The sequence below is a fragment of the Brevundimonas sp. P7753 genome (assembly GCF_013386595.1).
In the GTDB taxonomy this organism is placed as follows: domain Bacteria; phylum Pseudomonadota; class Alphaproteobacteria; order Caulobacterales; family Caulobacteraceae; genus Brevundimonas; species Brevundimonas bullata.
Genome location: NZ_JACARP010000014.1, coordinates 16,260 through 37,215 on the forward strand (window position 1 = coordinate 16,260; position 20,956 = coordinate 37,215).

Annotated in this window: 20 protein-coding genes; 12 read left to right on the plus strand and 8 right to left on the minus strand. The window is 66.6% G+C overall.

The genetic code is table 11. The annotated features are described in order from the left end of the window. The first annotated feature begins 9 nt into the window (after window positions 1-9). Genes HX774_RS03200 through HX774_RS03210 form a run of 3 tightly spaced genes read left to right on the plus strand, consistent with a single transcriptional unit; the run spans window position 10 to window position 1,822 of the window. A complete protein-coding gene (locus HX774_RS03200) occupies window positions 10-780 on the plus strand; it encodes a SapC family protein (RefSeq protein ID WP_178824159.1) in 771 nt (256 codons plus the stop codon). Between the two features lie 3 nt (window positions 781-783). After that, on the plus strand, window positions 784-1,377 hold the full coding sequence (locus HX774_RS03205; RefSeq protein ID WP_178824161.1) for an OmpH family outer membrane protein: 594 nt from the start codon (window positions 784-786) through the stop codon (window positions 1,375-1,377). A 4-nt stretch (window positions 1,378-1,381) separates the two neighbouring features. Continuing rightward, window positions 1,382-1,822 (plus strand): hypothetical protein, encoded by a 441-nt coding sequence (locus HX774_RS03210; protein WP_178824162.1) that lies wholly within the window; start codon window positions 1,382-1,384, stop codon window positions 1,820-1,822. A 43-nt stretch (window positions 1,823-1,865) separates the two neighbouring features. Here the strand turns inward: HX774_RS03210 and HX774_RS03215 are convergent, their stop codons facing one another. After that, the gene (locus HX774_RS03215) at window positions 1,866-4,283 is read right to left on the minus strand and encodes a TonB-dependent receptor (RefSeq protein WP_178824164.1); all 2,418 of its coding nucleotides are present in this window, start codon (window positions 4,281-4,283) and stop codon (window positions 1,866-1,868) included. 145 nt (window positions 4,284-4,428) lie between these two features. Between HX774_RS03215 and HX774_RS03220 the strand changes: the two genes are divergently transcribed. Continuing rightward, window positions 4,429-5,091 carry a TetR/AcrR family transcriptional regulator gene (locus HX774_RS03220; protein WP_178824166.1) on the plus strand — a complete coding sequence of 221 codons (663 nt, stop codon included), beginning with the start codon at window positions 4,429-4,431 and terminating at the stop codon, window positions 5,089-5,091. 9 nt (window positions 5,092-5,100) lie between these two features. Here HX774_RS03220 and HX774_RS03225 read toward each other — a convergent pair whose 3' ends face one another. The 4 genes from HX774_RS03225 to HX774_RS03240 form a co-directional block, all read right to left on the minus strand. After that, window positions 5,101-6,498 (minus strand): aldehyde dehydrogenase family protein, encoded by a 1,398-nt coding sequence (locus HX774_RS03225; protein ID WP_178824168.1) that lies wholly within the window; start codon window positions 6,496-6,498, stop codon window positions 5,101-5,103. Next, a complete protein-coding gene (locus HX774_RS03230; RefSeq protein WP_178824170.1) occupies window positions 6,489-7,640 on the minus strand; it encodes an SO2930 family diheme c-type cytochrome in 1,152 nt (383 codons plus the stop codon). Before HX774_RS03230 ends, HX774_RS03225 begins: the two co-directional genes overlap by 10 nt. Window positions 7,641-7,649: 9 nt before the next feature. After that, on the minus strand, window positions 7,650-8,888 hold the full coding sequence (locus HX774_RS03235) for a parallel beta-helix domain-containing protein (protein WP_114817739.1): 1,239 nt from the start codon (window positions 8,886-8,888) through the stop codon (window positions 7,650-7,652). 157 nt (window positions 8,889-9,045) lie between these two features. Further along, a complete protein-coding gene (locus HX774_RS03240) occupies window positions 9,046-9,726 on the minus strand; it encodes an SDR family NAD(P)-dependent oxidoreductase (RefSeq protein WP_178824172.1) in 681 nt (226 codons plus the stop codon). A gap of 215 nt (window positions 9,727-9,941) precedes the next feature. Here HX774_RS03240 and HX774_RS03245 point away from each other — a divergent pair, with 215 nt between their 5' ends. The 8 genes from HX774_RS03245 (at window position 9,942) to HX774_RS03280 (ending at window position 18,178) form a co-directional block, all read left to right on the plus strand. Further along, entirely contained in the window at window positions 9,942-10,751 is an 810-nt protein-coding gene (locus HX774_RS03245; RefSeq protein ID WP_178824174.1) for an enoyl-CoA hydratase/isomerase family protein, read from the plus strand. Between the two features lie 151 nt (window positions 10,752-10,902). Beyond that, a complete protein-coding gene (locus tag HX774_RS03250) occupies window positions 10,903-11,868 on the plus strand; it encodes a LysR family transcriptional regulator (RefSeq protein ID WP_218650240.1) in 966 nt (321 codons plus the stop codon). A gap of 174 nt (window positions 11,869-12,042) precedes the next feature. Next, a complete protein-coding gene (locus tag HX774_RS03255) occupies window positions 12,043-13,044 on the plus strand; it encodes an aromatic ring-hydroxylating dioxygenase subunit alpha (RefSeq protein ID WP_218650241.1) in 1,002 nt (333 codons plus the stop codon). Window positions 13,045-13,093: 49 nt separating this feature from the next. Beyond that, window positions 13,094-13,630 (plus strand): 6-carboxytetrahydropterin synthase, encoded by a 537-nt coding sequence (locus HX774_RS03260; RefSeq protein ID WP_218650242.1) that lies wholly within the window; start codon window positions 13,094-13,096, stop codon window positions 13,628-13,630. Then, a complete protein-coding gene (locus HX774_RS03265; RefSeq protein ID WP_178824178.1) occupies window positions 13,627-14,322 on the plus strand; it encodes an SDR family NAD(P)-dependent oxidoreductase in 696 nt (231 codons plus the stop codon). Before HX774_RS03260 ends, HX774_RS03265 begins: the two co-directional genes overlap by 4 nt. A 124-nt stretch (window positions 14,323-14,446) precedes the next feature. Further along, window positions 14,447-15,868: an MFS transporter gene (locus HX774_RS03270; RefSeq protein WP_218650243.1), complete on the plus strand. Its 1,422-nt coding sequence runs from the start codon at window positions 14,447-14,449 to the stop codon at window positions 15,866-15,868. Continuing rightward, a complete protein-coding gene (locus tag HX774_RS03275) occupies window positions 15,865-17,418 on the plus strand; it encodes a FadD3 family acyl-CoA ligase (protein WP_218650244.1) in 1,554 nt (517 codons plus the stop codon). The genes HX774_RS03270 and HX774_RS03275 overlap by 4 nt, the downstream gene beginning before the upstream one ends. Next, on the plus strand, window positions 17,408-18,178 hold the full coding sequence (locus tag HX774_RS03280; protein WP_178824182.1) for an SDR family oxidoreductase: 771 nt from the start codon (window positions 17,408-17,410) through the stop codon (window positions 18,176-18,178). The genes HX774_RS03275 and HX774_RS03280 overlap by 11 nt, the downstream gene beginning before the upstream one ends. 55 nt (window positions 18,179-18,233) lie before the next feature. On the opposite strand, the gene HX774_RS03285 is transcribed toward HX774_RS03280, so the two are convergent. The 3 genes from HX774_RS03285 to HX774_RS03295 are packed head-to-tail and all read right to left on the minus strand — an operon-like array spanning window position 18,234 to window position 20,950. Beyond that, window positions 18,234-19,415, minus strand: a complete 1,182-nt coding sequence (locus HX774_RS03285; RefSeq protein ID WP_178824184.1) for an acyl-CoA dehydrogenase family protein — start codon at window positions 19,413-19,415, stop codon at window positions 18,234-18,236. Between the two features lie 9 nt (window positions 19,416-19,424). Then, the gene (locus HX774_RS03290) at window positions 19,425-19,748 is read right to left on the minus strand and encodes a 2Fe-2S iron-sulfur cluster-binding protein (RefSeq protein ID WP_178824186.1); all 324 of its coding nucleotides are present in this window, start codon (window positions 19,746-19,748) and stop codon (window positions 19,425-19,427) included. Next, window positions 19,748-20,950 (minus strand): acetyl-CoA C-acyltransferase, encoded by a 1,203-nt coding sequence (locus HX774_RS03295; protein ID WP_178824188.1) that lies wholly within the window; start codon window positions 20,948-20,950, stop codon window positions 19,748-19,750. Before HX774_RS03295 ends, HX774_RS03290 begins: the two co-directional genes overlap by 1 nt. Between the last annotated feature and the right edge of the window lie 6 nt (window positions 20,951-20,956).

Genomic DNA, 20,956 nt, shown 5'->3' on the forward strand with positions numbered 1-20,956 from the left:
GAGTATCCCATGTCCCAGGCCATTGCCTTGCCCCTGTTTTATCGCGACCCGCAGCCGCTCTCGGCCGCCCAGCACGCCGCCTGGCGTCTGAAGGACGGCGACGTGGCCTTCGCCGCCGAAACCCCCTTCGTGCCCGTCGTGGTCGGCGAGATCGCCGCCGCCGCCCGCAGCTATCCCGTCGTCTTTTCAGCCGGGGAGGGGGCGCAGCCCGTGGCCGTCCTGGGTCTGGAGCAGCGCAACCTGTTCGTCGCCGAGGGGCGCTGGATGGACGAGGCCTATGTGCCCGCCTATGTGCGCCGCTATCCGTTCGGCTTCATCTCGACGATCAATCCCGAAGGCTTCGCCCTGGCCATCGACGCCGCGTCGGATCGCGTGATCCGGTCAGGCGAAGAGGGAACGACCCTGTTCGACGGCGACCAGCCCAGCCAGCTGACGCAGGACGCCATGGCCTTCTGCAACACCTTCCAGGGCGAGGCCGCGGCCACCCGCGCCTTCGGCGAGGCCCTGCGCGCCCAGAACCTGCTGATCGACCGCCGCGCCGACGCCACCCTGCCGGACGGGCGCAAGCTCGGCCTCGACGGTTTCCAGGTCATCGACACGGAACGGTTCGCAAACCTTGACGAGGCTGTCGTGCTGGACTGGCACCGTAGAGGGTGGCTGGCGCTGGTTCACTTCCATCTGGCCTCGCTGGAGCGTTTCGGCGCGCTGCTGACCCTGCAAACCCAGGCGGCGGCGACCGCTGAACCCGCGACCAAGCCGACCAAGTCAAAGAAAGCCTGATCCATGACCACCCGCTCCATTCTCGCCGCCCTGACCCTGGCTGCCGTCGCGGGCGCCGCCGTGCCAGCCGCCGCGCAACAGGCCGCCCAACCGCTCGGCGGCCCGGTCATTCCGGGCGTCTGCCTGCTGTCGCGCGAGGCGGTCTTCGCCAACGCCGCGGCTGGCAAGGCCGCCAGCGCCCGTCTTCAGGAACTTGCCGCAGCCGCCCAGACGGAGATTGAGGCCGAGCGCCAGCCGCTGGAGGCTGAACTGCGCGCCCTCGAAAGCCAGCCCGACAACGCCGCCCGTCGCCAACGCGCCGAGGCCCTGGCCGGCCAGTGGCAGACCCTGCAACAGAAGGCCGCCCATGCCGGTCAGGAAGTCGAGGCCACGCGGGTCAAGGCGATGGAGCGGATCGCCAACGAGGCCCAGCCCGCCATCGCCCAGGTCTATGCGACCAAGTCGTGCGGCCTGCTGCTGGACCGCAACTCGGCGCTGGGCGGCAATTTCGCCAACGATCTGACCGCCGAGGTGGTGCAGGCGCTGGACAGCCGCCTGTCGACCATCACCTTCGAACGCGAACGCCTGCCCCAGGCCGCTGCCCAGCCGGCGCGATAGAGCCGTGACCGGCGCTGCAACCCGCCCCAGACTGTCGTCCTGGCGCGCCTTGGCGACCGGGCTGGCCGCCGCGCTCGGGCTTGCGGCGCCGGTTCAGGCCCAAAGCCTGTCGCCCGAGGCTGCGCCCGCTGCGTGGGTCGCCTACGCCGAAGCGGCTACGCACACCGTAAAGACCTGGCTGGAGGAGTACGGCGAGGCGGCGTCCAACCTGCGTCTCTACCTGCACCAGACTCGTTCAGGGCCTGATCAGCCGACGCCGTCGCTGGAGTTGAAGCTCTGGATCGCCCCTGACGGCGGGGTGTCGCGCGTCGGCTTCGCCCCCCTGGGCGACCCAGAGGCGGACGCCGATCTTCAAACGTCCGTGCAGGGGCGTCGATTGCCGCCGCCGCCGTCTGGAATGCTCCAGCCCCTGCGTCTTGCCGTTCAACTGGAAGCGGCCACCTAGCTGGAGGCCTTTTCGAGCCGACGCAGGCTCCGGCGACGCTCGGTCAGTAGGTGTAGGTCAGGTCCACGCCCCACATCCGGGGTTCGGTCAGGCCCACGAACGGCGTGCCCAGCGTCGTGGCGGTGATGTTGTTGACGCCGGTCACATACTGATTGTCGAACAGGTTGTTGACGTAGACGCCGAGCTGATAGCGCGCGTTCGCAGTCCGCCAGTAGAGGCGCGCGTCCGTCCGGTTCTGAGCCTCGGACGGGTCGAACCAGCGGGTCTTCAGGCACGAGCCCTGGCCCGTCGAAGTGGTGTTGCACCGTCCCTCGCCGCGATAGGCGTGGATCACCTGCATGTCGAGCGAACCCATATCGCCCATGTTGTGGCGATAGGAGGCGCCGGCCGCCGCTGACCACAGGGGCTCGCCGGTAGGCTGTCCGGCCAGATCGCCGTCGTCGGTGATTTTCCGATTGTAGGTGGCGTCGATGTACTGGGCGTTGGCGAACAGCTTCAGTCCTTCCAGCGGTTCCACATCCAACTGCATGTCGAGGCCCCAGGCGGTGTCGTCGCTGGTCTCGATCAGATACTGCGGCACGCTGGACCCCGCCGGCACGACCAAGCGGATCGATTGTTTGCCGTCATAGTCGTACTGGAAGGCCGAGATGTTGAGGCGGGCCTTGGCGCCGAGGTCGCTCTTCAGGCCGATTTCAAAGTTCTGGACGTCTTCGTTGTCGAAACGCGAGGCAACCTCGACGCTGTTGAAGCCGCCGGCCTTGTAGCCCTTGGCGTAGGAGAAGAAGACCATGGCGCTGTCGGTCAGATGGTAGTCTGCGACGAAGCGCGGGCTGAGGTCCTCCCACGAATCCGACAGCTTGCAGGTCACGCCTTCCTGGACGGTGACGCCGTTCTCGCAGGGCACGCCGGCCAGGCCGGACAGGTCGAAGACATAGTCGGCGTATAGATAGCCGAGGCCCGGCCCCATGTTGTCGCTGAGCACGAAGTTGATCGTCGGGTCATTGAGCACCGCGTCCAGTCCAGGCGCGACGTGGCGGTCGTTCAGCCACTGGAACGACTTCTTGTCTTGGGTGTAGCGCAGGCCGAACGTCAGGTTCAGGCGATCCGTGGCGGCCCAGATGACGTCGGCGAAGAGGGCGGTCGCGTCGAAGTCGCCCTCGTTGATCATGTCCTCCTGCCAGCTGTGGCCCAGGGTGCTGGCGGAAATGCCGGCCATGCCCAGGATCATGTCGGCGAGCGAGAACAGCGGCATGCCGGCCGCATTGGTCAGGATGGTGTTGATGCTGTCGGTGGTGGCGTAGGTGTCGCTGCGCTGCTTGGCGTTTTCGGAATAATAGCTGGCGCCGGCGATCCAGTTGAAGGCGCCGCTTTCACCGGCGAGGCGGAATTCCTGATACCAGGATCGGTTCTTTTCCCGGTTGTTGGTGTCGAAATACAGGTCCGGGCGGTTAGTGCCGTCCTCGTCTTCGCGGTTCTCTGTGGTGAACTGCCGGACCGAGGTCAGGGAGGTGAAATCCATGTCGCCAAAGGCGTGGGTGATGGTCAGCACGCCCTCGTCGAGGCGGCGCGTTTCGTGGTTGTCGATGACGTCGTTGAAGACGCGCCGCTCGAACGGGTTGGTGTAGTCGGCGGGATCGGACGGGAAGGCGGGCAGGCCGGGCGCCGCCGGGATGGGCGCGACGCCGATCGCGGGGCGCGCATCCTGATCGATCTCGTCATGGGTCCAGCTCAGGATCGCCTGGGTCTGGGGCGTGACGTCCCAGCGCAGGGCCGCGCGCGCCGCCCAGTTGTCTTCGCGATCATAGTCCTCGCCCGTCGCGCTATCGATCAGCCAGCCGTCGCGGCGGTTCACCAGCGCATTGACCCGCAAGGCCATGGCCTCGTTGATCGGCACGTTGATCAGGCCCTCAAGACGGCGCTTGTCATATTCGCCGAGCCGCAGACCCAGCCGGGCCTCGAACTCGTCGCTGGGCTTGTTGGTGGTGATGGAGACGGCGCCTGCGGCGCTGTTGCGGCCGAACAGGGTGCCCTGCGGCCCCTTCAGCACCTCGACCCGCGCCACGTCGCTGAACGCCAGCAGGGCCGCGCCCGAACGGGCGGCATAGACCCCGTCGATATAGACCCCGACCGCCGGGTCGGTCCCGACGCCGAAGTCCGAGGTCGCGACGCCGCGAATGCTGTAGCGCGCCTGGGTCGGGCTGGTGTTCGAGACCGACAGGCCGGGCACGAAGGCGGCCATGTCGCCCATGTCGTCGGCGGCCAACGCCTCCAAGGTCGCGGCGGTGAGCACGCTGACCGTGATCGGCACCTCCTGGAGACTTTGTTCGCGGCGTTGCGCGGTGACGATGACGTCGTCCAGCGACGTCGCCTCCTGCGCCCTGGCCAGATCAGGCCCCATCAGAGCGACTGCGCCCACGCCTGCAGCCAACGTCGCCTTCAGGCAGAATTCCATCTTGATCATAGTCGCCCTCCCAAATCCCCGTTCCCTCAACTTCACGAAACAGAATATTATTCCGTTTGACAAGGGGCTGTGCGCCTATGCGCCCTTGCAGGGGCGTCAGGTCGTGTTAGACGGCCTGTGGAACCGGATGGAGAGGACGACGTCAGTGGCCCCGCGCACGCCGCAAGAGACCACCGCCACGCTGGCCAGGACTTTGGAACGGCGCACGGCGCCGATGCAGCAACGTGCGCGCGACCGGATCGACAGCGTCCTGGCGGCGACCGAACGCCTGCTGGCCACCACCTCCGTCGACACCATCACCACCAGCAGCATCGCCGCCGAAGCCGATGTGCCGGTCAGCTCGATCTATCGCTACTTCCCGAACGTCTTCGCCATCTACAAGGAGCTGTTCGAGACCCTGGTGTCGCAGATCCACGGCCGAATCGCCGAGATTCTTGAGAACCCGCAGTACACGTCCTGGCGCGAGCGTCACCTTGAGGTGATGCTGGTCCTGCGTCGGACCTTGAACGAGGACCCGGCCTATCGGCCGCTGTTCCACCTGATGCTGACCACCCGCGAGCTGCGGATCGTCAAGGAACACGCCAATGCGCAGATCGCGGCCTATCTGGCGGCGCGCTGGGAGAAGGGGCTGGACGGCTTCCACGGCAGCGCGCCGCTGGCGGTCGCCCGTATGGCCACCGAGATCTTCACCTCATTTGAAACCCTGACCAGCGGCGAGGCCCAGTCGGAATGGACCGACAGCCTGTTCGCCGAGGCCACGCTGGCGCTGGAGCGGTATCTTTCGCTCTATCTGGAAGATCCTGGCTGAGGCGCAACCTCAGGTCACGCGCCGCAGCAGCGCCAGCTTGGCCTTGGTGAAGGGCGGATAACGGACGCTGGCGTCCAGGGCGAAACCCCGCCTCAGTACGGCGCGGCGGTGGCTGAAAGTCTCGAAACTGTAGCGCCCATGATAGGCGCCCATGCCGCTGGCCCCGACGCCGCCGAAGGGCAGGTTGGGGTTGGCCATGAAGACCACGACATCGTTGATCGTCACGGACCCTGATCGCGTCGAGGCGATGATCCGGTCGGCGGTCGCCTTGTCCCGCGTGAAGGCATAGAGAGCCAGGGCCGGCGACCGGGCGTTGATGGCCGCCAGAGGCGCATCCAGGCTGTCGTAGGGCAGGACCGGCAGGATGGGCCCGAAGATTTCTTCGGCCAGCACCGGCGCATCCGCCGAGACCTCGGTCAGGATGGTGGGCGCGACATAGCAGGCGTCGATATCGGCCACGCCGCCCGTGACGGCGCGACCATCGGCCAACAGGGCCTGCAGCCGTGCGGCATGGCGCGGGTTGATGATGCGACCGTAGTCGGGGCTCTGCTTGGGATCGGGACCGAACATGGTCGTCACCGCCCGCGTCAGCTCTTCCAGCAGCCGGGCCTCGACCGAGGCGGCGACATAGACGTGATCGGGCGCCACGCAGATCTGGCCGGCGTTGAGGAAACGGCCCCAGACGATGCGCCGGGCGGCGACCGCCAGATCGGCGGTCTCGTCGACGATGCAGGGGTTCTGACCGCCCAGCTCCAGCACGACGGGCGTCAGATTCTTGGCCGCCGCCGCCATCACGACCCGGCCCACGCGTTCGCCGCCGGTGTAGAAGATCAGGTCGAACCTCTGGGCCAGCAGGGCGGTCGATACCTCCGCATCGCCCTCGACCACGGCGAAGGCGCGCGGGTCCAGGTAGCGCGCCACCAACTGCTTCAACAGGGCCGACGACTGGGCCGCCATTTCCGATGGCTTGATGACGGCGCAGTTGCCCGCGGCTATGGCCCCGACCAGCGGGGCCAGCACCAGCTGGAAGGGATAGTTCCACGCCCCGATGATCAGGGTCACGCCATAGGGCGCGGCCTCGATGACGCTCTTGCCGGGCTGGATTGCGATCGGCGACGCGGTCCGTTGCGGCCGGGTCCAGCGTCGCAGGTGCTTCTGCGCGTGGGCCGCTTCCTTGCGGACGAAATCGATCTCGGCCGTGCAGGCCTCGCCGAAGGGCTTGCCCAGGTCGGCCTTCAGGGCCTCGGAGATCTCGGCCTCGTTCTCGACCATCATCCGTTCGAGCGCGGCGAGCTGGCTCTTTCGCCAGGCCAGATCGCGCGTCAGACCGCTGTCGAAGGCGGCACGCAGGGTCCGGATCACCGCAGCGACATCGGGGGCAGGGGGCAGCGCAGTTTCTACCGGCATGATCCCTCCATTGAATCGATCCAGAAGCCGACGAGGGCGACGCCCTCGGCGTGGGCGGTCGAGCGGCCGATTTCGGGCATCATCACGGCGGGGTTCGTCGAGGCCATGCGGTAGGACAGGATCGACGCCCTGGCGTCTCCGGGCACGATGTCGAAACGAAGGTTGCCGGTGCCGGGGCCGGCGGCGACCGGCAACTTGCAGACGCCGGACGGCCCCGATACCGGCGTGGCGGCGTTCAGGTACAGGCCCGAGGTGTCGGCTGGACCCTTGGGATTGTGGCAATGGCCGCAGTTGACGTCGAGATAGGCCCGCGCCCGCGCCTCAAGTGAGGCGCTCTCGTCGGTCCACGACACATCCGCCGGCGCCGCTTTGGGATCGGCGAGGCCGCGCAGATAGCCCGCCTTGGTCAGGCGGCTCAGCTGGTTCTCGGACCCGTCCGAATAAGCGAAGTCGCGGTTGAGCAGCCGAGCCTTTGGGCCGATCGGGTGGATGACGCGCGTGGCCACATTGGTCGCGTGACAGGCCGAACACTGGGTCACGTTGGGCACGATGTAGGAGAAGGCCTGGTCCTTGCCGTCCTCGCGCGCCAACTTCAGCGGGATCACCGCGCCGACCCGGTGCAGGACCGCCTCGGTCTGGGCCTCGTTCCACAGATAGGTCAGCGCGGCCCAGCCCTCTGGCCGATGGATCAGCAGCCGGGTCTCGACCATGCGCACCGTCTTCAGGTTCAGCCCTTCGCCGTCATGGATCACGGCTTGGTCGGCCTGTTGCAGCACCCGACCGCCGCGTCCGGTCTGATAGAAGAAGGTCTTGGTGATGACGGTTCCCACCGGGAAGGCCAGGGCCTCGTCCGGCTGATCCGCCTTGTAGTCCGCTGCGGCGCCGGGCGGCATCCAGATCGTCCGCAGCTTCTGCGCATAGTCTGTGAACAGCGGCGTCGTCAGGTCATAGGGCGTGACGCGCTGGCCCAGGACCAGGGCGTCGCCGGACACCTGGATCATGCCCCAGTCCCGCAGGGACTTGGGGTTCTCCGTGGCGAAATAGGTCGGATCGACCAGGGCCTGTGGAGGTTGCGCCCTGGTGCAGGCCGCCGCTCCGACGACGAGCGACAGGCAAAGGGTAAGCAGAGTGAACCGGGACATGAGGCCGCGTCAGGCTCCCGGCAGGACGACGGGCGACAGACGCGGCAGGGTGCATTTGTGCGGCGTCATGTCGGTGTTCGGATTGGCGTACTTGTTCGGCCCGTCCACATTCAGAATCCCGGCCTCGCCATTGTCGATGCAGATGCGCAGAGCGGCGGGCAACTGGCCGTTCACCAGGCGCTTTGGATTGACGTAGCCGTCCCAGAGGATGTCGGGGAAGCGGCCCGTGGGACCGAACTTGGCGATGCGCAGCGCCTGGAAATCCATGCCGTCAGGCGCGTTTCCGCCGCCGCTGAAGCGGTTGTCCTTGATCAGGATGCTCTCAGGATAGGGGTCGAAATCGGCGCTCATGGCGCTGTCGGAGTAACCGGCCGAGAACAGGGCGGAGATGATGATGTTGCCGGTCTTGTTGTCGGCGATCTCATTGTCGAAAATCTCGACCTGATCATTGGAGTTTACGATCACGCCGGTCCCCGCCGGCACGCTGGCGACCGGGGTGCCGGCGTGGCCGAAGTTGCGCGTATTGTTGGCGATGGCGCGGTTGTTGAACACGCGCGTGCGATAGCCCGCCTGCTGCAGCTGGGGCATGTTGAAGACCAGAATGCCGCCGGTGTTGTTGGTGGCCAGGTTTTCATAGACGTCGGCGTCGATGCAGTTCTCGATCTCGATCCCGGCGACGTTGAATTCGGCCCGGTTGCGGCGGACCACGACGTTCTTCGACTGGCCGACATAGATGCCGGCGTCGGATGCGCCGATCGCCACGCTGTCCTCGATCAGGACGTTCTTCGTCTGCACCGGATAGATTCCATAGGCGCCGTTCTCGGTCTTGGGGCCTTGCGTCCATTCCGTGCGGATTCGGCGCACGATGATGTTCTCGCCCTCGTTGATCTTCAGGGCGTCGCCCTTGGTGTCTTCAAGCGCCAGGTCCTCGATGGTGAAGTTGCTGGCCGTGACGAGCAGGCCCTGGGCGCCGGCCGCCTGATTGCGGAAGTTCAGGATGGTCTTGTCCATGCCCTGGCCGCGAATGGTCACGCCGTCGACAGCCAGGCTCAGGCTGGTGTCGATGGTGAAGACGCCCGCCGGGATTTCGATCACCGTGCCAGGCTTGGCGTCGATCAGCTGCTCCATCAGCTCATTCTGGTAGGTGGTGTTCGCCTTCGAGAGGTCCGTGCCCTTCTCGGTCGGCTTCGTCCCGCAGGCGCCCAGCATCAGCATCATTGCGACCGGCAGCCATGTGCGCATTTTCATGATTTCCCCCTCCAGAACGCCTGTGAGTGTTTCCCCAACCGGAGATTTTCATATGGCTGGCGTTCTCGCAAGGAGAAAAGGAAACTGTTTCTGTTTTTGCGTCGTCGGACGCGCCCTGCATTACGGTGGACCGAGAAGAGGTGGGTGACAGGTCTCTTTAGACCCGTCCCTTCACCGGCAGCAGCGCGCCCGTCACCGCCGAGGCGGCGTCGCTGGCGAGGAAGAGCATGGCCGCCGCCAGCTCGCGCGGCTGGACCCAGGTCGAGAAGTCGGCGTCGGCCATGTCGGCGCGGTTGGCGGGGGTGTCGATGATGGAGGGCAGGACGGCGTTGACAGTCAGGGCGGTCGCCTTGGTCTCTTCGGCCAGGGCTTCGGTCAGCTTATGCACGCCGGCCTTTGAAGCGGCATAGGCGCCCATGCCGGCGCCGGCCTGAAGCGCGCCCAGGGCGCCGACGTTGACGATGCGTCCGGCGGTCGATTGCGACAGATGGGGCAGGGCCGCGCGACAGGCGTTCAGCACTGTCGTCAGGTTCATCCGGTGCATCCGCTCCCAGTTCTCCAGCGGGCCGTCGGTCATCTGCCAGACGAAACCGCCGACCGCGTTCAGCAGGCAGTCGATGCGGCCAAACCGCTGAACCACGGCGTCGATGGCGCTCTCGGCGGCGGCAGGATCGGTCAGATCGACGCCGCCGAGGCCCATCCAGTCGTCGCCGTCAGCACGCTCAACGGGACCGAAGTCGATGGCGGCGACGGCGTCGCCGCGCGCCAGGGCGGCGTCCGCGATGGCTCGTCCGAGCACGCCTGATGCGCCGGTGATCACTGTGACTCGCTTGCTCATCGCACTCTCTCGTATTGGGCTTTTGTGCAGCTTCGGGCGGCGGCACGGTCGGGTCAAGGCGGGCGCCGATCCCGGTCTTCGCCTGAAAGCCTCTCCTGCGTAAACAGTGATTTTCCAGCGAGCTTCCTCGGCGCCTGGCCGTTGTCGGAGCGGGGCTTTACCGCCTTAACTGTCTTTCCTCCGGGGCAGGTTCCCGGTGCTGATGGATCGGCTTCATGTCTCTTGTTCAGGTCGAGAACGACGGCGGAGTGGCGGTTGTGACGCTCAACCGGCCAGAGAAGCACAACGCCCTGAACGCCGAGATGATGGTCCGCCTGGCCGAGACCTGGGACCAGATCGCACAGGACGAGAGCGTCCGGGTGGTGCTGCTGACCGGAGCGGGCGACCGGGCCTTTTGCACGGGGGCCGACCTGGGTTCGTTGGCGCCGCTGGCGACAGGGGCGAAGGCGCCGGAGACGGCCTACGAACAGCGCTGGGTGGAGGAGCATCAGTCTTTGGTGGACCGCGCCCTGCTGCGCCACACCGACTTTCTCAAGCCCGTGGTGGCGGGGATCAACGGACTGGCGGTGGCCGCCGGGTTCGAGCTGATGCTGGGCGCGGACATCCGCGTGGCGTCGACGGCTTCGATCTTTCAGTTGAGCGAGGTGCGGCACGGCCTGATCCCCAGCGGCGGATCTCTGGCGCGCCTGCCGCGTCAGATCGGCTGGACGAACGCCATGGAGATCATCCTGGCGGCCAGCGTGATCGAGGCTGACCGCGCCCTGACGATGGGTCTGATTAATCGCGTCGTCGCCCCCGAGGATGTGCGCGCCACGGCTAGGGATCTTTGCCACAGGATTGCCGAAGGGGCGCCTCTGGCTCTGAGCAAGGCCAAGGAGGCGGTTCTGCGTTCCAGCGGTTGCGACCTGCATCGGGCCTTCCAGATCGAAGAAGAATGTCAGGCCGTGGTCATGGCCAGCGAGGATGCGCGCGAGGGGCCCCGGGCCTTCATGGAACGCCGCGCGCCCCTGTTTGTGGGGCGCTAGCCATGAAGCGCTGGATAGTCAGTTTTCTGAATAGTTTCGTCACGCGAACAATTGTCATGATCAAGCGGACATGTAGGGTGAGCGTCAGGGCCAGATGCAGCGCGTGGGGGCGTGAGGCGATGGACCGCGTAGAGTGTGGCCGGGGGAGGCTGTGATTTCTATCTGGGACGGCATCGAAGAGTATATTTCGGTTGTGGAGACGGGCAGTTTCACCGCCGCCGCCGACCAACTGGGCGCCTCCAAGTCCTTCGTCAGCAAGAGGGTCAGCGAGCTGGAGACGCGGCTGGGGGTGCAGCTGCTGAAACGCACCACGCGCCAGGTGTCAATGACCGCCATCGGCGAGCGCTTCTACGCCTCGTGTCGGGATATGCGCCGCTCGCTGGCCTCAGCCAGTCACGAGGCGGCGCAGATGCAGCAGACGCCGACCGGCAAGCTGAAGGTGTCGTTGAACGACACCTTTGACGTCAACTTCATCTCGGCGGTCATCGCCGACTTCGCCTGTCAGTATCCCGGCGTGGGCATCGAGGTCCACGCGGGCTCGCGCGAAGTCGATCTGATCGGCGAGGATTTCGATGTCGCGATCCGCTACGGCGACCTGATCGATTCCAGTCTGCGGGCCGCCCGGATCGGCTACCTGTCCTTCTGCATGTGCGCCTCGCCCGCCTATCTGGCCGAGCACGGGACGCCCAAGGGGATCGCCGACCTGAAAAACCACATCTGCCTGTCGGACCTGAGCGGCCACTGGTGGTTCAACTCCACCGACGGCGCCGAGAAGGTGCGGGTCAATGGCCGGTGGAAGAGCAACAAGGGGGCGGCGTTGCGGGTCGCGGCGGTGCGCGGCCTGGGTCTGGCCCAGTTGCCCATCGCCTTCGTGCGCAGCGAACTGGCGTCCGGCGCCCTGGTCGCTGTCGAGGACGAGTGGAGCTATTACGACCGCGAGGCCTGGGCCATTTTCGCGCCGGGCACGCCGGTGCCGGCGACGCTGCGGTTGCTGCTCGACTTCCTGTCCAGCCGCTTCGCCCGCACCCAGCTGCGGCCCTGGATGCAGACCTCGCTGGCCGAGCTGGACGTCTTCCTGGCGGGCGGAAGTTCGCTCGAGATGGAGAAGGTCAGCTGAAGCCCGCGCGGACCGATTGTCCGTCCGTACGAACGCTCAGTCTGACCACGACGCCTTATCGCTGCGTCCGATCTTGATAACGTGCGGGCTCAGTCTGCACCGTCACAGGCGGGCAGGCGCCGCTATCGCTGAACTTTAGACGTCGGGCCAACCGGCGCTTTGGGAGGATTATCCATGGTCGACCGGTTCCCCATGCCGATTCCGTTCGGTTGGTTCTTTGTCTCCTATTCGAATGAGTTGGAGGTCGGCGACGTCAAGCCGGTCCGCTATTTCGGCGAAGATCTGGTGCTGTATCGCACCGAGGGCGGCGTCGCCGGTCTGGCCGAGGCCTATTGTCCGCATCTGGGCGCCCACATCGGTCACGGCGGGGTCGTCGAGGGCGAGACCATTCGCTGCCCCTTCCACTCCTGGGCCTTCGACCTGAGCGGCGCCTGCAAGGAGATTCCCTATTCGCGGATCATTCCGCCGGCGGCGCGCAAGCCGGGCTGCCTGAAGACCTATCCGATCACCGAGACCAACGGCGTGGTCTGGGCCTGGCATCACCCGCAGGGCGTGGCCCCCATGTTCGAGGTCGAGGTGCTGGACGAGGTGTCATCGCCCGACTGGGGCGCGCCGATCCGCTATGAGTGGACCTTCGACAGCAATCCGCAGGAGATCGCAGAGAACGGCGTCGACCTGGCCCACTTCAAGTACGTGCACAAGATGGACGCGGTGCCCGAGGGCGAGAGCCACTATGAGGGCCACATCCGCCGCAGCCTGGCCGCCGGCCAGCGCACGATGGAGCTGCCGGACGGCACGGTCCGCACCCTGGATACCGAGGTCCGCACATTGCAGACCGGCGCGGGTCAGAAGTCGACCCGTTTCAAGGGCATGGCTGACCTTTTGCTTCAGGTCCTGGCCACCCCGGTCGAGCATGACAAGGTCGAGCTGCGATTCGAATTCCGCCATCCGAAGTTCCCGGAAGGCGCGCCCGAGAATGAGATGATCCGCCGCTCTATCGCCGGCATCATCGGTCAATCGGGTGTCGAGGGAGATATTCCCATCTGGCACACCAAGATTCACCGCGTCCGCCCGCTGTTGTGCGACGGCGACGGTCCGGTCCTGCGCTTCCGCGAGTATTTCGAGCAGTTCTACCAGTTCGACGGCGACCCCGCCGCGCGCGTCGCAGCGGAATAGCCGCACCTTTCCCTTTACCGAGTAGACAGGCGTTCTGATGGGAATGGTGATGGGATCGGAAAGGCGCGCGCACGAGCCCGCGCCGATTCCGATCCAGCAGTGCTCGATCCGGATCGACAAGGAGGACATCAAGTTCTCCGCCGGCCACTTCACTCTGTTCGCCGATGGCGCGCGGGAACGGCTGCACGGCCACAATTTCAATGTCGCCGCGATCATCTCGACGCGTGTGACCGCGCATGGAATGGCGTTTGATTACAACATCATCAAACGCGTACTTCGAGTCTTGTGCGAGGAGCTGGACGAGTATGTCCTGATCCCGACGCTGGCGCCCTCGCTGGCCGTCAGCACGGTCGGGCGCAGCGTCGTCGTCGTCTTCGGCGAGGACGAGTTCCGTCTGCCCGCCGACGACGTGCGCCTGCTGCCGATCCGCAATACGACGGTCGAGGAACTGGCCGCCTATCTGCTGAACCGGCTGGTGGCGCAGGAGGCCTGGTCGGCGCGCTGGGGCGTAACCGAGATCGCGCTGGAGGTTTCGTCCGGTCCCGGCCAGTCGGCCCAGTGCCGCTGGCGGAGCGTCGGGGCATGAGGCGCGGCGTCGTCGTGACCGGCGGCAGCCGCGGCATCGGTCTGGCCACGGCGCGGCTGTTCCAGAGCCTCGGTTATGAAGTGATCAGCCTGTCGCGATCAGCGCCGCCGACTGCGGAGATCGAACATCTGGCCGCCGACATCACTGACCTGGGCTCGGTCGAGCGCGGGGCCGAGGCCCTGGTTCAGCGCGTCGCTGACTGGGACCAGACGGTCCTGATCCACAACGCCGCCATCCATCGGCATGACACCGTCGCCACCTTGTCGCCCCGCGATCTTCTGGCCGTGCTCAGCGCCAATCTGGCGGCGCCCCAGGCGCTGAACCAGGCTCTGATCCCGGGGATGAAGCCAGGCTCCTCTATCCTCTATGTCGGCTCGACCCTGGCGGAAAAGGCGGTGGCGGGCGCGGCTTCCTATGTCGCCAGCAAGCATGGGATGATCGGCCTGATGCGGGCGACCTGTCAGGATCTGGCGGGCAGCGGCCTCCACACCGCCTGCATCTGCCCCGGCTTCACCGACACGGAAATGCTGCGCGCCCACGTGGGCGACGCGGTGGAGGCGATCACCGGCATGGTGACGGCGGGTCGCCTGCTGAAGCCCGAGGAGATCGCCGAGCTGATCCGCGTCTGCGCCGACAGTCCGGCCCTGAACGGGGCCGTTCTGCACGCCAACCTGGGCCAGATCGAACGGTGAGCCGAGTGTTCGTGATGGGAAACAAAGCCGTCGTTCAGGCGGACTTATCCCGATGGCGCCGCTGAATATAGTCGAGTGATCGGATCGCTTCCGTCGCCCTTTTCATCCCTGAGAAAGATCATCGATGACCGTCCTGGATGATGCGCCAGTAACCCGGGTGATCCCCGATGACGAGCCGGCGATGAAGGCTGGCGAACCTGCAGCCAGTGTCGAGAAACAGCCGTCGAACGCCTATGCCTGGGCGGTCGTGATCCTGCTGTTCGTCTGCTACACGATCTCGGCGATCGACTCTCGGGTCATGACCCTGATGGTGTCGGACATCCGCCAGGATCTGAAGCTGGACGACTTCCAGATCAGTCTGGTCCAGGGCTTCGCCACCGTGCTTCTGGTCGCGGTCGCCGCCGTGCCGATCGGGCGCATCGTCGACAACGGCCGCAATCGCGGCAAGCTTCTGGCCGGCGGCATCGTCCTGTGGTGTCTGGCCACGGCGGCCAGCGGTCTGTCGCGGACCTTTGGTCATCTGTTCGGCGCGCGGGTGGCGGTGGGCATCGGGGAATCCACTCTCGGCCCGACCGCCTATTCGCTGATCAGCGACTATTTCGAGCCCAAGCGCCGCGCCTTCGCCATCAGCGTTTTCGCCCTGGGCTATCCGGTCGGCGGCGGGCTGGCCCTGGTCATCGGCGCATATGTATTGCAACTGGCCAAGGCGCACGGCGCGGTGGTCGTGCCGATCATCGGCCTGGTTCAGCCCTGGCAGATGGTCTTCTTCATCGTCGGCCTGCCGGGCCTGCTGGTCGCCGGTCTTGTCGCCATGATCCGCGAGCCTAAACGCCATGCATCGCCGACGGCGGTGATCGGCGTCGAGCGCCTGACCCTGCGTGAAACCGGGGCCTTCCTCGCCCGTCGCTGGAAGGTCTATTCCTCGCTGATCGGCTCGGTCTCCCTGTTGGGGATGCTCGCGATCGGCACGGCCATCTGGTACCCGACCTTCCTGATCCGCACCTATGGGATGAGCGCCACCGAGGCGGGCTATTCCTTCGGCATCCTGATGATCGTCTGCGGCGGTCTGGGCAATCTGACCGGCGGCTGGTTCTCGGGCTTCTTCATGCGCCGGGGACATCCGGGCGCCAATCTGAACATCATGATCTGGGTGACGCTGGTAAAGGTCGCGCCTCTGGTAGTCGGGCCGCTGATGCCGACGGCGGGCGGGGCCCTGCTGTTGATGGGGATCGCCACCTTCATCGGCCAAGGCACCAACAGCGTCGCTTTGGCCTCGTTGCAGGACATCACCCCCAGCCGCCTGCGCGGTCAGATGACGGCCTTGATGCTGATGTGCGTGACCACCATCGGCATGGCCCTGGGCTCCAGCGTCATCGCCGCCGTTACCCAGTTCGTTTTCCATGACGACAATGCGCTGCGCTACTCGCTGGCCATCCTGCCGGCCATCATCGGCCCCCTGGTGGCGCTGATGTTCTTCATGGCCCGCAAGCCCTATCGCAACGCCATGATCGAGATGGGCGAATGGCACGAGAAGAAGAAGCCATGAGCGTCGCCACCCTGCCTCAGGCGGTGATCGCCGCCGCCGCCCGCTTCGGCGAGGCCCTGGCCATCGTCGATGATGAACGCCTGACCTTCGCCCAACTGGAGCAGCGCGTGCTGCAAGGCGCGGCGGCCCTGATCGAGACGGACCTCAACCCCGGAGACCGCGTCGCCATCTGGGCGCCGAACAGCGCGGAATGGATCGTCGCCTGCCTGTCGGTCCAGTCGGCCGGCGGGGTGGTCGTGACCATGAACACCCGGCTGAAGGGGCTGGAGGCGCAATATATCCTCAACAAGACCCGCGCCCGTATCCTGCTGACGGTCGGCGACTTTTTGGGACAGGACTACCGTACCCTGCTGGACGGGCTGGACCTGCCGCATCTTGAGCGGACGCTGACGCTGGACGGGGACTGGAACGCCTTCGCGGCGACTGGCCAGGATTTCGACCGCGCCCGCACCGCCATGCTGGCGGTCAAGGGTGAAGACCCCGCCGACATCTTGTTCACCTCAGGCACGACCGGCCATCCCAAGGGCGTGGTCAGCGGCCATGCTCAGAGCGTTCAGGCCTTCACCTCGTGGGCCGACTGCGCCGGGTTGGGCGAGGGCGACCGCTATCTCATCGTCAATCCCTTCTTCCACACCTTCGGCTACAAGGCCGGCTGGCTGGCCTGCCTGCTGAAGGGGGCGACGGCTTATCCGACGGCGACCTTTGATCCCGCGCGGGTGGTCGAGCTGATCGAGGCCGAGGGCATCACCGTCCTGCCCGGACCGCCGACCATCTTCCAGCAGATGCTGGCCAGCAGCGCCGAGACGGGCGTGACCCTGTCCTCGATCCGCGTCGCCGTGACGGGGGCCGCTTCGGTCGCGCCGTCGCTGGTGCAGCGGATGCAGGACGAATTGGGCATCCGCAACGTCCTGACCGCCTATGGCCTGACCGAGAGCTCGGGCATGGTGACGATGAGCCAGATGGGCGACGGCGTGGAACGCATCGCCAACAGCTGCGGCAAGCCTATTCCCGGCGTCGAGGTGATGTGCGTCGATCGTCTCGGCGAGCCGGTCGCGACCGGGCGCGAGGGCGAGATCTGGGTGCGCGGCTTCAACGTCATGGCCGGCTATTTCGAGGACCCGCACGCGACCGCCGAGGCCGTGGACGCCGACGGCTGGCTGCACACCGGCGACATCGGCTGTTTCGACGCCGACGGCTATCTGCGGGTCACGGACCGGATGAAGGACATGTTCATCACCGGCGGCTTCAACTGCTATCCGGCCGAGATCGAACGCATCCTGTCGGCCCACCCGGCCATCGCCCAGGTGGCGGTGATCGGCACGCCCGACGAGCGCATGGGCGAGATCGGCAAGGCCTTCATCGTCCTGAGGTCTGGCGCCGAGGCCAACGCCGAGGAAATCCGCCAGTGGTGCCGCGCCAACATGGCCAACTACAAGGTCCCGCGCCTGTTCGCCTTCATCGACGCCCTGCCCGTAAATCCCGCGGGCAAGGTGCAGAAGTTCCTGCTGGCCGCCATGCCTTCCGACGAAGGCCTGCGCCATGTCGGGTGAGGGTTCGGTCACGGTCGATCTGACCGGGCAGGTGGCTCTGGTCACAGGCGGGGCCAAGGGCATCGGCAAGTCCATCTCAGAGGCTCTGCTGGAGGCGGGATGTCGCGTCGTCGTCTGCGGTCGCAACGCGCCCGAGACCTTGCCGACACACGATGGACGGACAGCCGAGTTCGTACCCTGCGACGTGCGCGTCGCCGATCAGGTCCGGACCCTGGTCGATGGCGTGGTCGAGCGCCACGGACGGCTGGACATCGTCGTCAACAACGCCGGCGGCTCGCCCATGGCCGAGGCCTCGACCGCTTCGCCGCGCTTCAGCGACGCCATCGTGGCGCTGAACCTGATGGCGCCCCTGCACGTCTCGCAGGCCGCCTGGCGGCATATGCAGGCTCAGCCGAACGGCGGCTCCATCGTCAATATCTGCAGCGTTTCCGGCGTGCGGCCTTCGCCGGGGACGGCCATCTATGGCGCGGCCAAGGCGGGGCTGATCAACCTCACGCAGAGCCTGGCGATGGAGTGGGGTCCCAAGATCCGCGTCAACGCCGTGATCGTTGGCCTGATCGCCACCGAGGGCGCTGCGGATCACTATGGCGCCGGCCACGCCGCCATCGCCGAGGCCCTGCCGCTGAAGCGGATGGGCGTCGGGCGCGATATCGCCAATGCGGTTCTGTATCTGTCCTCGCCCCTGGCCTCCTACGTCAGCGGCGCCCGACTGTCGGTCGACGGCGGCGGCGAGCGACCTTCCTTCCTCGACCTGGTCTAGACTCCGGCCAGGACCGGCGAACTGGGCCTCTCCTTCGCGGAGAGGCCCTTTTTTGTCAGGCGTGCAGGGCGCCGCGCGCTTCGCGGGGCAGGCCCAGGGCGCGTTCGGCGATGATGTTGCGCTGGATCTGGTTGGTGCCGGCGTAGATGGTCTCGGCGCGCGACATCAGATGCATGTGGGTCAGGGCGTTGAAATCGGCTTCACCCGTGCCGATCTGGCCGGACAGACCCTGAACATCCATGGCCAGTTCGCCCAGCGAGCGATGCCACAGCGCCCAGTAGAGCTTGTAGGTATAGGCGCCCGAGGTCGGGGTCAGCGGGTCCTGATTGGCCAGCATCCTCAGGGCGCTGGCGCGCATGACGGTCAGGCCGACATGGGCCTTGGCCAGGCGCTGGCGGATCAGGGGCGAGCGCGCCGCGCCATTGGTTTTTGCGAGGGCGACCAGCTCTTCCAGCTCGTTCCTGAAATGCATCTGCTGGCCCAGGGTCGAGACGCCGCGCTCGAAGGCCAGGGTGGCCATGGCGACCTTCCAGCCCTCGCCCGGCTGGCCGACGATGTTCTCGGCCGCCGTCTCGGCGTTGTCAAAGAAGACCTCGTTGAACTCGGCCTCGCCGGTCATCTGGCGGATGGGGCGGACGGTGACGCCGGGCTGATCCATCGGCACCAGCAGATAGGCCAGGCCGCTGGCCCCGCGCGTACCGGAATCGGCGCGGCAGATGACGAAGACCCAGTCCGAGAACTGGGCCATCGAGGTCCAGACCTTCTGGCCGTTGATGATCCAGCGACCGTCCTTCAGCCAGGCGGTGGTGCGCACGTTCGACAGGTCCGACCCCGCGTTGGGTTCGGAATAGCCCTGGCACCAGATGTCGGCGCCCGAGGCGATGCCGGGCAGGAACTGTTGCTTCTGCTTTTCGGTGCCGTGCAGCAGAAGGGTCGGCCCGGCCAGCTCGACGCCGATGTGTCCGATGCGCGAGGGCGCTTTGGCGCGGGCGTATTCCTCGGCGAAGATGACCTGTTCCGCGATGCTGGCGCCGCGACCGCCCCATGCCTCGGGCCAGCCGATGCAGCCGTAGCGCGCCTCGCCCAGCGCGGCCTCCCATTCCCGGCGTTCGGCAATGGCGTCGACGTGGTTGTTCAGCCCGCGCAGGTGGGCGAAGGGGCCGGACAGTTGCTCGTCCAGCCAGGCCGCGACCTGGCGACGAAAGCCCTCTTGTTCGGGCGCGTAATTGCGGCTCATCCCAGCCTCCTAGATGGCTTCGGCTATGGTCAGGGTCAGGCCGTCCAGGGCGTCGCTCATCTGGATCTGGCAGGCGAGGCGAGACGTGGGGCGGACCTCGATCACATCGCCGATAGCCTCGATCATCTCGCGCTCGTCGGTCTCGACCTCGGTCAGCCTGGCCAGCCAGGCGTCGTCGACATAGACGTGGCAGCTGCCGCACGAACAGGCGCCGCCGCAGGTGCCCTCGACCGTGGTGCCGCCGTCGCGCAGGGCCTCCATCAGCCGCCGCCCGGACGGGACCTCCAGCGTCAGTTGACGGCCGTCCTGCTGGGTCACGAAAATCTGGGGCATCAGAACACCTCGAACAGGGCGGCGGCGCCCATGCCGCCGCCGACACACATGGTCACCACGGCGTGTTTGACGCCGCGACGCTTGCCTTCAATCAGGGCGTGCGCCGCCGTGCGCACCCCTGTCATGCCGAAGGGGTGGCCCACCGCGATGGCCCCGCCGTCGACATTGAACAGTTCCGGGTCGATTCCCAGAGTGTCGCGGCAATAGAGGGCCTGACAGGCGAAAGCCTCGTTCAGCTCCCACAGGCCGATGTCGGAGACCTTGAGCCCGTGGCGGGCCAGCAGCCGGGGCACGGCGAAGACCGGGCCTATGCCCATTTCGTCGGGGCGGCAGCCGGCGACGCTCATGCCCAGACAGGCGCCGAGCGGCGACAGGCCCGCGCGCTCGGCGGCGGCGGCCTCCATCAGCACCACGGCGGCGGCGCCGTCCGACAGCTGCGAAGCGTTGCCTGCGGTGATGTGGCGGCCCTGCTTGATGACATCGCCGTCCTTGAACACCGGCTCCAGCGCTGCGAGGTTTTCCAGCGTGGTCGAGGCGCGCGGGCCTTCGTCGGCGGTCAGGGTGACAGTCTCATGGCTGATCGCCCCAGTGGCCTTGTCCACGACCTGCTTGCGCGTGGTGAGCGGCGCCAGTTCAGCGTTGAAGCGGCCCGCGGCCTGGGCGGCGGCGGTGCGCTGCTGGCTCTGATAGCTGTACTGATCCTGCGCCTCGCGGCTGATCCCATAGCGGTCGGCGACCAGTTCGGCGGTCTCGATCATCTGCATATACATATGCGGCGAATGGGCGAGGACGCTCTCGTTGCGGGCGCGATAGGCGTTCTTGTGCTTGTTCTGGGTCAGGGTGATGGACTCGACCCCGCCCGCGACCACCACCTCCATGCCGTCGTCGCGCACCTGTTTTGAAGCCGTGGCGATGGCCATCAGGCCCGAGGCGCACATCCGGTCCAGAGCCATGCCGGAGACGCTGTCGGGAAAGCCGGCGGCGGCGGCGGTCAGACGGCCGATGTTGTACCCCTGCGTGCCCTGCTGGGCGGCGCAGCCGACGATGACGTCCTCGAGGCTGGCGGGATCGACGCCCGCCCGGCGCACGGCCTCGGCGGCGACATGGCCGGACAGGGCCGTGGCTTCGGTGTCGTTGAAGGCGCCGCGATAGGCCTTGGCGATCGGGGTGCGGGCGGCGCTGACGATGACGGCTTGGCGCATGAAATC

Coding starts and splice junctions, on each gene's coding strand:
- HX774_RS03200 (WP_178824159.1), top strand. CDS start 10: ATGTCCCAGGCCATTGCCTTGCCCCTGTTTTATCGCGACCCGCAGCCG.
- HX774_RS03205 (WP_178824161.1), top strand. CDS start 784: ATGACCACCCGCTCCATTCTCGCCGCCCTGACCCTGGCTGCCGTCGCG.
- HX774_RS03215 (WP_178824164.1), bottom strand. CDS start 4,283: ATGATCAAGATGGAATTCTGCCTGAAGGCGACGTTGGCTGCAGGCGTG.
- HX774_RS03225 (WP_178824168.1), bottom strand. CDS start 6,498: ATGCCGGTAGAAACTGCGCTGCCCCCTGCCCCCGATGTCGCTGCGGTG.
- HX774_RS03230 (WP_178824170.1), bottom strand. CDS start 7,640: ATGTCCCGGTTCACTCTGCTTACCCTTTGCCTGTCGCTCGTCGTCGGA.
- HX774_RS03235 (WP_114817739.1), bottom strand. CDS start 8,888: ATGAAAATGCGCACATGGCTGCCGGTCGCAATGATGCTGATGCTGGGC.
- HX774_RS03240 (WP_178824172.1), bottom strand. CDS start 9,726: ATGAGCAAGCGAGTCACAGTGATCACCGGCGCATCAGGCGTGCTCGGA.
- HX774_RS03245 (WP_178824174.1), top strand. CDS start 9,942: ATGTCTCTTGTTCAGGTCGAGAACGACGGCGGAGTGGCGGTTGTGACG.
- HX774_RS03255 (WP_218650241.1), top strand. CDS start 12,043: ATGGTCGACCGGTTCCCCATGCCGATTCCGTTCGGTTGGTTCTTTGTC.
- HX774_RS03260 (WP_218650242.1), top strand. CDS start 13,094: ATGGGATCGGAAAGGCGCGCGCACGAGCCCGCGCCGATTCCGATCCAG.
- HX774_RS03265 (WP_178824178.1), top strand. CDS start 13,627: ATGAGGCGCGGCGTCGTCGTGACCGGCGGCAGCCGCGGCATCGGTCTG.
- HX774_RS03270 (WP_218650243.1), top strand. CDS start 14,447: ATGACCGTCCTGGATGATGCGCCAGTAACCCGGGTGATCCCCGATGAC.
- HX774_RS03275 (WP_218650244.1), top strand. CDS start 15,865: ATGAGCGTCGCCACCCTGCCTCAGGCGGTGATCGCCGCCGCCGCCCGC.
- HX774_RS03280 (WP_178824182.1), top strand. CDS start 17,408: ATGTCGGGTGAGGGTTCGGTCACGGTCGATCTGACCGGGCAGGTGGCT.
- HX774_RS03285 (WP_178824184.1), bottom strand. CDS start 19,415: ATGAGCCGCAATTACGCGCCCGAACAAGAGGGCTTTCGTCGCCAGGTC.
- HX774_RS03290 (WP_178824186.1), bottom strand. CDS start 19,748: ATGCCCCAGATTTTCGTGACCCAGCAGGACGGCCGTCAACTGACGCTG.
- HX774_RS03295 (WP_178824188.1), bottom strand. CDS start 20,950: ATGCGCCAAGCCGTCATCGTCAGCGCCGCCCGCACCCCGATCGCCAAG.